Here is a 13,119-nt window from a genome sequence, read left to right as displayed (position 1 = left end):
AGCGCCATATGACTACTGATCATTCGGTTAAGCATTCCTGTTATCCGTGCTTTTTGATCGCGGTCTGTACATATTTCAACCTGATATAACTGATAATCATGTAAATGCTCTTGAATCTGGATCCTGCCAAAAACTTGAATATGATCATAAGTGTCATCAATTTCGTAGCTTAGTTTTATCTTAGGACTTATCGGGATGTCCCAGGGACACAGGAAAACAAGCTTCTCCGGGCTAAGCTCAACCGGAGTTACATTGTGGCTTCTGCCGTGCACACTCAGTGCGCCAATTTCCATGACTCTAATCCCAAGCGTTATAAGATGCTTCGTTTCACTTGACATCAGGAATTTAATTCGCTCCTTTATTTCTATAAATTCTGGTATGGGACATTTTATCCATGGATAAAATGATACTAAGTGTTACTTCTTTTGAATTATCCAGATACATTATGTATCATTTTATTTTCCAATTTTACGATACATATTGTATCAAGTCAACAGGAAAATCGTCAGTTTCTACCTCCTGTGTGTGAAATTAGCATGTTTCGTAAAGGTACAACCTCTCAGGATAAGACTGAGTTAAAGTACCTTAGGCTGATTGATATAAATTTTGGACAAATTTATTTTTTTACACAACAGGTATTGCCAGCAATTGAAAGGGGGATCTAGCATGAACTACGGAGTACGAATTTCAGAACTACGTGAACAGCGCGGGTGGACTCAGGAAGAACTCGCTACCTCTGTCGGCATTACTCGTGCTGCACTATCCCATTATGAGAAAAACCGGCGCAAACCGGATTTCGAAACATTGACCCGCCTGGCAGACCTCTTTGACGTATCGATAGATTATCTAATCGGGAGAACGGCACAGGAGAAAGCGGTGCTTGATCCGGAGGTTCGATCATTTGTGGACGGACTTGAACTCTCGGATCAAGACCTGCTGGAGCGATTCAATCTCACGGTGGATGGTCGCAAGCTAACGGAAGAGGAAGCCAGACGGTTTATTGCATTTGTTCGCATGGAACGGTCTATGAAGTAATCATGGCAACGAATAATGGAAATCCCCGATAATCACTGATGAGAAGTTCTCAGTGATATCGGGGATTTTCACTAATTGTCATGTATAAGTGATGACAAATGATTTAATCTTTATGAAGTTCCTCCATTTGCAGCCATTTATCAGGATGGATTCCCATTTGAGTCATGAGCTTATAGATGTCTATATTCGTCTTCTGCTGGTCAAGCTGCTGCTCGGTGCTTCCAGAGCCTCTCTCCTTGTCCACACTCATTTCCACAACTACCTCGCTTATCTATAATTTCCTCTCCATCCCCAACTCCGCAAACTCGTTGTCATTATTTCTCATCCGTACAAAAACTTACTCGCTAAACCAATTTACTCACCAAACTTACTTACCAATATTATAGCGAATGTATTCACACGATACTGTCGTCTTGTGGAACCATTGTCCTATGCTTCGGGTTCTAATTTTGTCGAATTTTATATGGGGAGATGATGTCACATATTTTAGATTATTGATGATTTCGATTGTATCTTATTTATATATAAAAAAACCACATTGGATTCATTTAAGAATACAATGTGGTTTGACGCAACTTGAGCCCGGTTCTAGTTCCCTGTACGAGCCAGTTCTTTCATATTTGCCTCAAATGCAGCGAGGAGCGCCGCTTCGCCTGTCAGGCCTTGGTCTTGAACCTTCTCGATATGCAGCAGCATCCGTTTATAATCCTTCGGAATGATACGAACAAAGCGGCTTAGCGCCTGATCCCAATCCGCAAGAATTTGCTGTGCCGGCGCACTGCCGGTATACCGCTCATGCTGCTGAACCAGACGAAGGAGTGCTTCCGCTTCTGATGTTTCCTCTACACGCTCGAGGAGCACCATTTCCAGGTTGCAGCGATCTACAAAAGTACCTTCCGGATCATAGACGTATGCAACGCCACCGGACATGCCCGCTGCAAAGTTGCGCCCGGTTTCCCCGAGAACAACCACCCGGCCGCCCGTCATATATTCGCAGCCATGATCGCCGACACCTTCAACCACGATGTTCGCACCCGAGTTACGAACGGCAAAGCGCTCGCCCGCGATGCCTCTTACGTAGGCTTCGCCTCCTGTAGCACCGTAGAATGCGGTATTACCCGCAATGATGTTCTCTTCTGCTTTGAAGGTCGCTTTCGGTGAAGGCTTCACGATCAGCTTGCCACCGGAAAGTCCTTTACCAATATAGTCATTGGCGTCCCCTTCTACCGTCAGGGTCATCCCTTTCGGCACAAATGCACCAAAGCTCTGACCAGCGGAACCAATGAAGCTGAATTGAATCGTATCTTCCGGCAGTCCGGCAGCACCGTATTTACGTGTCACTTCACTGCCCAGAATAGTACCAACCGCACGATCCACATTCGTGATCGGGAACGTGCCTTCAACAGCTGCTCCCGATTCCAATGCAGATGCAGCGCTGCTCAGCAGAGAGCGCATATCCAGCGTTTCTTCCAGACCATGATTCTGCCTTTGCGTGCGGAAGCGTGTGCTGCCTTCCGGAAGCTCCGGCGTATACAGAAGTGCGGAAATATCCACGCCTTTCTTCTTCCAGTGATAATCGGCTTGAACGGCGTCCAGGCAATCGGTGCGTCCGATCATATCATCAATGGTACGGAAGCCAAGCTCCGCCATAAGTTCCCGCATGTCTTCAGCAACAAAACGCATAAAGTTGACCACATGCTCCGGATCGCCCGTAAAGTTCTTGCGCAGCTCCGGATTTTGCGTGGCTACGCCAACCGGACAAGTATCCATTTGGCATACACGCATCATGATACAGCCGATGGCAACCAGTGGTGCAGTCGAGAATCCATACTCTTCGGCTCCAAGCAGCGCCGCCACAACCAAATCGCGTCCGTTCAGCATTTTGCCATCGGTTTCAAGCACAACGCGGTCACGCAGATTGTTCATGATGAGGGTCTGATGCGTTTCGGCAAGTCCAAGCTCCCACGGCATACCGGCATGGCGAATGGAGCCTTGCGGTGAAGCGCCTGTACCGCCATCGTAACCGCTAATCAAAATAATATCTGCACGGCCCTTCGCAACACCTGCTGCAATGGTACCTACACCGACCTCGGATACAAGCTTCACGTTGATATCCGCACGCGGATTCGAGTTCTTCAGATCATAGATGAGCTCTGCCAAATCCTCAATGGAGTAAATATCGTGATGCGGTGGTGGCGAGATCAAGCCTACACCCGGCGTTGATCCCCGAACCTCAGCTACCCAAGGATACACTTTACGTCCCGGCAGCTGTCCGCCTTCACCCGGCTTCGCCCCCTGCGCCATCTTGATCTGGATTTCGTCTGCGTTAACCAGATAGTTGGAGGTTACGCCGAATCTTCCCGAAGCAACCTGCTTGATGGCACTGCGGCGGGAATCGCCGTTAGCATCCGGCACATAACGTCCCGGATCTTCTCCGCCTTCGCCCGTATTACTCTTGCCGCCGATGCGGTTCATCCCGATTGCAAGACTCTCATGCGCTTCCTTACTGATGGAGCCGAAGGACATCGCACCGGTCTTAAAACGCCGCATAATGGAAGCTGCAGATTCAACCTCATCCAGCGGAACCGGTTCGCCGACCGGCTTGATTTTCAAGAGGGAACGCAGTGTCAGATGCTGCTCATTCTCACCCTGTACAAGCTCGGCATACTTCTTGTATGTTGCATAATCATTCGTCCGAACAGCCTGCTGCAGCAGATGGATCGTTCTCGGGTTGAACAAATGCTCTTCCCCGTCTGCTCTCCATTGATACTCGCCGGCTGAATCCAGCGCTTTATCATTGCCATCTTTATCGGTAAAGGCACGGTCGTGGTGGGCCAGCGCTTCCTTGGCCACTTCCTCCAGGCCGATGCCGCCAATACGGGATGGTGTACGTGTGAAATAACTTTCCACGAAATCTTCCTTCAGGCCGACAGCCTCGAAGATCTGAGCGCCACGGTAGGACTGGATTGTAGAAATCCCCATCTTCGACAGGACTTTAACAACGCTCTTGCTTGCTGCTTTAATGTAGTTCTTCACAGCCTTCTCATGTGAAATGCCGCGCAGCATGCCTTCCTGAATCATATCGTCCAGCGTTTCGAACGCGAGGTACGGATTGACTGCACTCACACCGTAACCGAGCAGCAGCGCGTAATGATGCACTTCGCGTGGCTCACCGGATTCCAGCAGGATAGCCACCTTCGTCCGGGTTCCTTGACGGATCAGGTGGTGATGGAGCGACGAGACGGCGAGCAGCGAAGGAATCGCAGCATTGTCTTTGTCCACACCCCGGTCCGATAGGATCAGAATGTTATGGCCCTTGGCAATCACTCGATCCGCTGCCTCGCACAGCGTATTGATTGCTTTGCGCAGACCTTCAGCCCCTTCCGCTGGCGGGAAGAAGATCGGAATCGTCATGGATTTGAAACCGGGACGGCGAACATGGCGCAGCTTCGCAAATTCTTCATTGGACAGCACCGGCGAATCCAGGCGGATGTGGCGGCAGCTTTCCGGTTCCGGCTTCAGCAGGTTGCGCTCCGGACCGATGGTCGTTGCGGTTGAAGTCACCAGTTCTTCGCGAATCGCATCGATCGGCGGGTTGGTAACCTGGGCAAACATCTGCTTGAAGTAGTTGAACAGCCGCTGCGGCCGGTCGGACAACACCGCAAGCGGTGCATCGTAACCCATGGACGCTATGGCTTCCGCGCCGGTGATCGCCATCGGCTCCAGCACTTTGCGCAGCTCCTCATAAGTGTAGCCGAACGCTTGCTGGAGCTGGCGCACATTCTCGTGCTTCGGATCCGGCAGTTCCGGCGCTTCAGGAAGATCATGAAGCTCTACCAGATGCTCATCCAGCCAATCCGAGTAAGGAAGCTCGGCTGCAATGCTGGCCTTGACCTCTTCGTCGGAGATGATGCGGCCTTCCTTCGTATCAACAAGCAGCATCCGTCCTGGACGCAAGCGGTCCTTGTACAACACATTTTCCGGCGGAACATCGAGCACGCCCGCTTCGGAGGACAGGATGATCAGATCATCCTTGGTCACATAATACCGGGATGGACGCAGTCCGTTCCGGTCCAGGGTAGCCCCGATCTGGACTCCGTCAGTGAACGCCATGGCTGCTGGACCGTCCCATGGTTCCATCAGCGTACTGTGATATTCGTAGAATGCTTTTTTGGTTTCATCCATGCTCTCATGATTGCTCCATGGCTCGGGAACCATCATCATAGCCACATGCGGCAGGGAACGACCACTGAGATACAGGAATTCAAATGTATTATCAAACATACCGGTATCGGAACCGTCCGGATTGATTACAGGTTTCACCTTCTCGAGGTCGCTTCCGAACAGCTCATGCTCGAACAGCGACTGGCGTGCGTGCATCCAGTTCACATTACCGCGCAGCGTGTTAATCTCGCCGTTGTGAATCATGAATCGGTACGGATGCGCCCGTTCCCAGCTCGGGAAGGTGTTCGTGCTGAAACGGGAGTGAATCAGCGCGATTGCGGATTCCAGTCCTTCTTCCTGGAGGTCAAGGTAGAACTCCCCGACCTGTTCCGTCGTCAGCATGCCTTTGTATACGATTTTGCGGCAGGAAAGACTGGATACATAGAAGCTGTCACCCTCGGGCTTGCCGCTGTAACGGATAGCCAGCTCGGCACGACGACGGATGACATACAGCTTGCGCTCGAACGCAAGATCATCCTGAATGTCGGCGCTGCGTCCAATGAACACTTGGCGAACATACGGCTTTGCCGCTTTTGCGGACTTGCCGAGCATTTCATCGCTGGTTGGCACATCGCGAAACCCGATCAGGGTCTGACCTTCCTCAGCAATAATGGAAGCCAACTGGTCCTCATGTGCCGTGCGAACGGCAGGATCATGGGAAAGGAACAGCATGCCCGCACCATAGTGCCCGGCCTCGGGGAGCTCAAAGCCCAGTTTGGCCGCTTCTGCGGAGAAAAAAGAATGAGGAATCTGCAACATAATCCCAGCGCCGTCACCGGAGTTCGGCTCGCTGCCCTGACCGCCGCGATGCTCCATATTGGCAAGCATAGTCAGCGCGCTGCTGACGATTTCGTGGGATGGCTTACCCTTGATATGGGCAACGAAACCCATACCGCAAGCATCTTTTTCAAACTGCGGATCATAGAGGCCCTGTTTCTGGGGAAAATCAGTATGTTTCATAAGATGCAACCTTTCTTTTTATAGAATAAAAAACTGCTGATCAATAACAGAAAAAACATAAAGGTTGGACATCAATCCTCACCTGCAGTGGACACACTGTCTTGAGGTGATGCAGTATTGTGCAAAAGCGCCAAAGGTTGACATTTACCTAACACGTAGATTAATTAGTTCTATATATTTTATCACCCTCATACAATGCAGGCAATTCAAAGTTTTTATGAATTTGATAAGAATTGTTTTTGTGAGAGTAATCACAACAGATCACTTATTTTTATGTAGAATAGTGCAAAAAAACATGCAAATAAAACATTCCGAACAGGTCGATGTATTGACTTTTTTTGCAAAATGAATATATTCGGTTCAGCTTTGCCATTCCCCATTCTACCGAAATCAGACTTCAGGGATCTGTTCGGACCAAAAACCTCGTCCAAATGGATCCGTCTTTAGAGCGTGCTCAAGTATACATTGCCAAGCTCATCTGGTCATTAAAAAAAGGACTTCCCCCAGATCCGATCGACCTTTGGGGAAGTCCCTTTGTTTTTTGCTTACATATAAATGTGATCTTGCTTAAGCAGTCACCGCTGCGTCGCTCTCTGCCGCCTTCTTGTTATTTCGGGCAGCCAGGAAGTATACGGCGGTCAAAACCAGGAATACCAAACCGAATCCGGCCAGTACGCCTGCGCTGGCCCACATGCCGTCGAAGCTTCCTGTGGAAATGACGTCCTTGTAGCCTTTGACACTGTATGTCATCGGCAGCAGCGGATTTAATGCCTTCATCCAGCCTGGAATGAGCTCCACCGGGAACGTGCCTGCGCTCGTGGTCAACTGGAAGATCAGAATCACAATGACAACAAAGCGTCCAGGCTGATCCAGCCAGGTTACGAACGTTTGCACCAGGAACATAAACGACAAACTTGTAATGAAGGAGAAGAGATAGAAGAGCGGAACGCTCTGCACCTCAAGCTTCAACCCGTACAGCATGACGACCACAGCCAGTAATGCCTGGATCAATCCCATACCGGCGAAGGATAATGTACGGCTGACAAACCGGTTCCATCCGGATGCATTCGGAACAGAAGCATCGCGAATCGGCAAGATAATCGTAGAAATCAATGCCCCGACAAACAAGCCGAGCGACAGGAAGTATGGTGCGAAGCCCGTACCATAGTTCGGCACTTCATTCACTTTGTGCTCTTCAACCTGTACCGGTCCGGCAAACATGGTCACCGTTTCGTCGGTTGTCTTAATGTCGCCCGTCTTGCCGGCAGCCTCGTTCAGCTTGCCTGCAAGCTCCCCGCTGCCATCCTTCAATTCATTCATTCCGCTCACCAGTTCTCCGGCGCCGGAATCCAGCTGCTTCGAGCCGTCGGCCAGCGTAGTTACGCCGCTTCCAAGCTTGCCTGCTCCGCCGGCCAGCTGCTGCGTCCCTTGCGAGAGCGTGGCCGCACCGCTGGCAAGCTCCTTGCCACCGGCTGCCGCTTCGCTCAGCTTCGTGCCGAACAGCTTCATGCCGTCAGCCAATTGGCTTTGGCCGGCATTCAGCTGCTTTGCACCCGCCAGCAGCTCTTGGCCGCCGGCTGCAAGCTGCTTGCCGCCTTCAGTCAGCTGAGCCGCTCCTGCGCTCAGCTTGCCTGCGCCTTCCTGCAGCTGCTGCGTGCCCTGGTTCAGCTCCGCTGCACCTTGTGCCAGCTGCTTCTGGCCCGCATTCAGCTCGCTCGTGCCGGATGACACGGATTGGCTCGCTGCCAGCAGCTGCTGAACCTCGGGACTCTGCGCAAGCTCCGGATTCCCTTCTGCCAGCTTCTTCAATCCATCCGCAACAGCCTGAGCCCCTTGCTCCAGGGCAGCCGTAGCTTCCAGCGATTGATTCAGCCCCGCTTTAAGGCTGCTGCTGCCTTCATGAGCGCTCTTCGCTCCTGCCGCAAGCTGGGAAGCTCCGGCCTGGTTGGCTTGCAGCCCTTCATGGAGACCGGTGCTGCCCGCTGCAGCAGATTCAATCCCTGCTTGCAGCTTCGCGCTGCCCTTGCTTGCTTCCTCAGCACCTGCCTGCAGCTGGCTGTGACCCGCTTTAAGCTGATCCAAACCGGAGGCGAGGGTGCCTGCTCCCGTGTTCAGCTTGCCAGCACCGTTATTTAGTTCCTGCACCCCTTGGGTTAAAGGCGCAATTCCGTCCTGCAGCTCTTGCGTGCCGCTGACCAGCTTAGCCAGATTTTCCTTCAGCTTCACGGCGCCATCGTCCAATTTAACGGCACCTTCGGACAGCTTGGTTGCGCCGTCTCCGGCTTCGCTTAAACCATCGGATACTTTGGCTACTTGATCAAACAGCGTCTCCGTGTAGGCTTCCGTTACCTTCGCGGACACCTTGGACTGAATCTGCTTCACGGCAGATCCGCCAATTTGGGCTGCCAGGAAGTTGTAGCCTTCATTCGGCTCAAATACGATCTGCGCAGGCTGCGGATGTTCATCCATTAAAGTTGTCGCCTGCTGCGAGAAATTCTCCGGAATGCTGATGGTCATGTAATACTTATTATCCTGCATGCCCTGCTCAGCTTCATTCCGGTCAACGAACTGCCAATTAAAATCTTTTCCCTTCTTCAGTTCGGCGACCAAATCCTCGCCAGCCTGAAGCGTCTTCCCTTCAAAAACAGCGCCCTGGTCGTTATTGACGACCGCTACAGGCAAATCCTCCATCTTTCCATAGGGGTCCCAGAAGGCCCCCAAGAACATACCGCTGTACATGACCGGTATGAACAGCACCGCGATAATCGGAATCAAGATTTTTTTGTTCCGAACGGCAGCGCCAAGATCCTTTGCAAATACAGATAATGACTTCATCCAGTCTCTCTCCTTTTTTTCTCTAGATACAGCAGCTATTTTGCCGACATGAATCTGCATCACAGGCAGATAACATTTCCAAACCAGTACATAATGACCAATTCTCTCATTCGGTCAGTTTAAACCAAAAAAAAGCGATCGCTGGCAAGGAAGACGATCCCTCAAGCCAAGAGAGTCCGCCTTCCTCATCACGAAGGAGGCTGCATTCTTACCTCTTATGAAGAGGCCTTCAACCCGTCAGCCAGGAACACCATCATATATTCCTTGATCTGTTCCTTGCTTAATGGCTCATGAAGCTGATTAAAGTCGGTCGTGAGCGCAACGTACAGCTTCAGCATCACGAAGGATACCACTTGAGCATCCAGCGGTTTGATCTCACCGATCGATATGGCATGCTCCACAATCCCCTGGAGATAGCCGACGATCCCGTTCTCCACTTTCGTCAATCCTTCATGCGCCTTCGGCGTGCCGATATCCCGCACTTCCTGAGACAGCTTGATGAACAGCTCATGCTCGCTCCGGAATTCAAGCAGCGCATCCAGCACGCGATACAGATTGTCAAAGAAATCCCTGTCCTTCTTGATCTCCCGCTCCGCAAGACGCTTCATCTCCATAATCGCCGAGAGCAGAATTTCGTCAAACAGTTCATCCTTATTCGTGAAAAACGTGTAGATCGTACCTTTCCCAACATTCGCAATCTTCGCCACCTGTTCCATCGTCGTCGCTTTATATCCGAACAAAGCAAACGACTTGGAGGCAGCATCTAGCACCTGCTTCCGACGGTCCACAGCTGGCATGCTTACCCCTCCTTCTATGATCTTCTTAAGATTGGTCTTACCCTCGAAACTGACCATAATACAATTCTGGTCATTCGGTCAAAAATCACTTTATCAGATTATCGATTCCATTGCAATATCTTTCGTTAAATTTTTAAATAATTCCAAGTGAAGTGTTCAAATCTTATTATAACGTCTAATGAAAGAAAAACGTCGATCAACGAATATGGGGCCGCAAAATAATTGAAATGCTTTTCCCTTTTGCGCGTATACTTAGGGTGCATACTCTTTTTTTTCGCGCCGCTCTTCAAAAAACGATTCCTGTTTTGTAAGATAGAGGGAGAAAGAAGTAGGTGAAACCATGCGATATACAAGAGTGCTCCTCTTTTCCGAGGGATTCGGCACAGGACATACGCAAGCAGCGTATGCGCTGGCTGAAGGTATACAACGGATGAGTCCCGGCATCCAATGCCGTGTCATTGAGCTTGGCAATTTTTTAAATCCGACCGTAGGGCCGTTAATCTTGTCCGCTTATCGAAAAACCGTCAGCACCAGGCCGCGCCTTGTCGGCATGCTGTACCGTTCGCAATATAAGAAATCGTTAAACCGTCTGACGCGGCTCGCGCTTCACCGGATTTTCTATGCACAGGCCCAGCGGGTGATCGAGGAGCTGCAGCCGGATCTTATCATATGTACGCACCCGTTTCCTAACGCCGTGGTCTCACGCCTGAAGCGTCAAGGACTTGAGGTTCCGCTCTATACACTCATCACCGACTATGATGCACATGGCACCTGGGTTAATCCGGAAGTCGATGAATATCTCGTATCCACTCCCCATGTGAAAAAGATGCTCATGCTCCGGGACATTCTGCCGGAATACATACATGTGACCGGCATTCCCGTGCATCCGAAATTCTGGGAAAGGGGCGATCGCAAGGCGCTTCAAGCCGAGCTTCAATTAAAAAACATGCCTACAGTACTGATTATGGGCGGCGGATGGGGTCTCGTATTCAATAAGGAACTGCTCAGTAAGCTGGCAAGCCGGGCCGGTGATATCCAGCTTGTCTTCTGTATGGGACAGAACGAGAAGCTGGTGGCCAGCATGCGCGAGGATCCGATCTTTCAGCACCCCAACATCCACGTCCTTGGTTATCGTGAGGATATACATAAACTCATGGACGTGTCGGACCTGCTCATTACGAAGCCCGGCGGAATGACTTGTACGGAAGGAGCCGCCAAAGGGATTCCCATGCTGTTCTACGAGCCGATCCCGGGACAGGAGGAAGTGAATTCCCACTTTTTTGTTAGCGAAGGCTATGCGGAGATTCTGGATTCTGCTTCCGTTATCGATAAATGGTTGAATCTGCTGTCGGATCGCTATGATCAAGTAACGAAACACCGTAATGATGCAGGCAGGCGGCGCATTCGGCATTTGGAGCCGGATCACTGCGCAGGCCAGGTGATGGGGCTGCTGAACGAAGGACGCATACCCGGCCATCAGGAAGAAACCATCAAGATATTGGCGGACCAGCCCTAATATCCATTCTAATTCTTACATTGTCTATTCAAACAAAAAGCTTCCCTGTCACGGAGGACAGGGAAGCTTTTTTTGCATTAACCCATCTATATTTCGAGGCTTTCTCCCGCTTTCAACGGATGACCCTGAATACCGGTTTTGGCCAATTCGGCGCAGAAGGCCCCTGCATCCTGTTTAATGCCCGGGAAGGTGTCATAGTGCACTGGAATCACATGCCTCGCACGAATCCACTGTGCGGCCAGCAGAGCGTCCTCCGGACCCATGGTCAGCATGTCACCGATCGGCAGCGCAGCTGCATCGATGTGATTCATCTCCCCGATCAGGCGCATATCCCCAAACAGACTCGTATCACCCGCATGGTAGAATGTTTTGCCGCCCATCGTCAGAATGACGCCACCAGGCTGCCCTGCATAGATCCAGGTGTCCCCTACCGAAATGGATGAAGAGTGAAAGGCCGGGGTAAACTTCACCTTAAAGCCGTCAAACTGTGCGCTTCCGCCGATATTCATGCCATGGGATTTGACGCCCTGGGTACCGCAGTACACCGCGAGTTCATAAACCGCGATAATCGGACAATCGTTCTGCTTGGCAATCTCGATGCAATCGCCAAAATGGTCGGAGTGCCCATGCGTCAGCACAACCGCATCAACTTTCACATCGCTTGGTTTAATACCGGAGCCTGGATTGCCTGAAAGCAGCGGATCGATGATAACACGAACTCCGCCTTCTTCCACCAACATGCTAGAATGGCCGTAATACGTAATATTCATGGTTAAACACACCTCCTACATACTAGTTTACCCGTATGGGCACTACTTGTAAAAAGAGTGGTTCCCTATTTTTTTCACGAACGTTCTTGAATGATGAACCGTCAGGTCCTGAGCAAGCTTTAGAGACAGGAAAAAATACGTGTCGTCCTTTACTTCCTTTTGGCCGTGAAGTGCCGCATTCACAGATTTGATCGTCTCCTCGTTTGGCTGGACACGTTTAAGACGCCCGTTCGCTACAGGACTAAATTGGTGCTTTTGATAGATTACATCGGTAATAGTATCGGGAAAATTGGCTGACCGCAGCCGGTTTAAGACAACATTAGCAACTGCTACTTTGCCTTCGTACGGTTCGCCTTCCGCCTCTGCCATGACAATCTTCTGGAGCAGAAGCAGCTCTTCAGCTGACAAATCATAGGTCCAGGTTGCTTTATCTTTCTGAGCCTGGGTTAACGTATTTGTTCTTGTGAAGAATAAAGTTGTGGGGGGTGTTAGGCTTTTAGCCTGTGATTTGACGACATGTGTCCCCTTTTGTTTTGCCGGTTTCCCGTCTGCATCCTGAGATTTGGATTCTTCCTTCTTCTCATCTGCAGTCTTCAATGTTTTTTGTGAGTATAAGTTCCCGGGATCAGCCAAACCAATACCCTTTGAACTTGAAAAAGCGTCCTGCTTGCCACCCGGCTTATTCCACTCATGGAAAACAATTGAAGACAAAATGTTGACAGGTTCCCTATCCTGCTTTGTACTCGCTTTTACCGCTAATGTATCAGGGTCGCCTTCAGGAGCCAGGGCAGCCATCACAAACTTCGGCATGTCCTGCTGCTGTTCTTCCCCTTCAGTTGTTTCTGCCTGCATTCCAAGCAAACTTATAAGAGACAAACTCACAAAGAGCGCTCCGATGAGCAGCGCAACCCAGCGATTTTGCCGAAGAATTTTCATAACCATATTTTTCCTCCTATGATGTCGGCACATTTCCTACACTATG

The 13,119-nt window shown here is 50.6% G+C and carries 8 protein-coding genes; 2 read left to right on the top strand and 6 right to left on the bottom strand.

Features of this window, described 5'->3' with window-relative positions:
* Nucleotides 1-666: 666 nt before the first annotated feature.
* A complete protein-coding gene (locus tag M2277_RS20425; protein ID WP_006212502.1) occupies nt 667-1,035 on the top strand; it encodes a helix-turn-helix domain-containing protein in 369 nt (122 codons plus the stop codon).
* Between the two features lie 103 nt (nt 1,036-1,138).
* Here M2277_RS20425 and M2277_RS20420 read toward each other — a convergent pair whose 3' ends face one another.
* The 4 genes from M2277_RS20420 to M2277_RS20405 form a co-directional block, all read right to left on the bottom strand.
* The gene (locus M2277_RS20420) at nt 1,139-1,285 is read right to left on the bottom strand and encodes a hypothetical protein (protein ID WP_006212503.1); all 147 of its coding nucleotides are present in this window, start codon (nt 1,283-1,285) and stop codon (nt 1,139-1,141) included.
* A gap of 338 nt (nt 1,286-1,623) precedes the next feature.
* Nucleotides 1,624-6,219 carry a glutamate synthase large subunit gene (gene gltB, locus M2277_RS20415; protein WP_280755453.1) on the bottom strand — a complete coding sequence of 1,532 codons (4,596 nt, stop codon included), beginning with the start codon at nt 6,217-6,219 and terminating at the stop codon, nt 1,624-1,626.
* A gap of 567 nt (nt 6,220-6,786) precedes the next feature.
* Nucleotides 6,787-9,054 (bottom strand): YhgE/Pip family protein, encoded by a 2,268-nt coding sequence (locus M2277_RS20410; RefSeq protein ID WP_280755452.1) that lies wholly within the window; start codon nt 9,052-9,054, stop codon nt 6,787-6,789.
* A gap of 215 nt (nt 9,055-9,269) precedes the next feature.
* A complete protein-coding gene (locus tag M2277_RS20405; protein ID WP_006212506.1) occupies nt 9,270-9,851 on the bottom strand; it encodes a TetR/AcrR family transcriptional regulator in 582 nt (193 codons plus the stop codon).
* A 340-nt stretch (nt 9,852-10,191) separates the two neighbouring features.
* Between M2277_RS20405 and M2277_RS20400 the strand changes: the two genes are divergently transcribed.
* Nucleotides 10,192-11,367 (top strand): MGDG synthase family glycosyltransferase, encoded by a 1,176-nt coding sequence (locus M2277_RS20400; RefSeq protein ID WP_280755451.1) that lies wholly within the window; start codon nt 10,192-10,194, stop codon nt 11,365-11,367.
* Nucleotides 11,368-11,453: 86 nt separating this feature from the next.
* Here M2277_RS20400 and M2277_RS20395 read toward each other — a convergent pair whose 3' ends face one another.
* The gene (locus tag M2277_RS20395) at nt 11,454-12,137 is read right to left on the bottom strand and encodes a metal-dependent hydrolase (protein WP_063477706.1); all 684 of its coding nucleotides are present in this window, start codon (nt 12,135-12,137) and stop codon (nt 11,454-11,456) included.
* 42 nt (nt 12,138-12,179) lie between these two features.
* Nucleotides 12,180-13,079 carry a cell wall hydrolase gene (locus tag M2277_RS20390; protein WP_280755450.1) on the bottom strand — a complete coding sequence of 300 codons (900 nt, stop codon included), beginning with the start codon at nt 13,077-13,079 and terminating at the stop codon, nt 12,180-12,182.
* Nucleotides 13,080-13,119: the final 40 nt, after the last annotated feature.

The sequence above is a fragment of the Paenibacillus sp. LBL genome, from assembly GCF_029893715.1.
Classification (GTDB): domain Bacteria; phylum Bacillota; class Bacilli; order Paenibacillales; family Paenibacillaceae; genus Paenibacillus_AQ; species Paenibacillus_AQ glucanolyticus.
The sequence above is the reverse complement of the archived record's forward strand: the minus strand, read 5'-3'. Positions and strand labels throughout refer to the sequence as shown.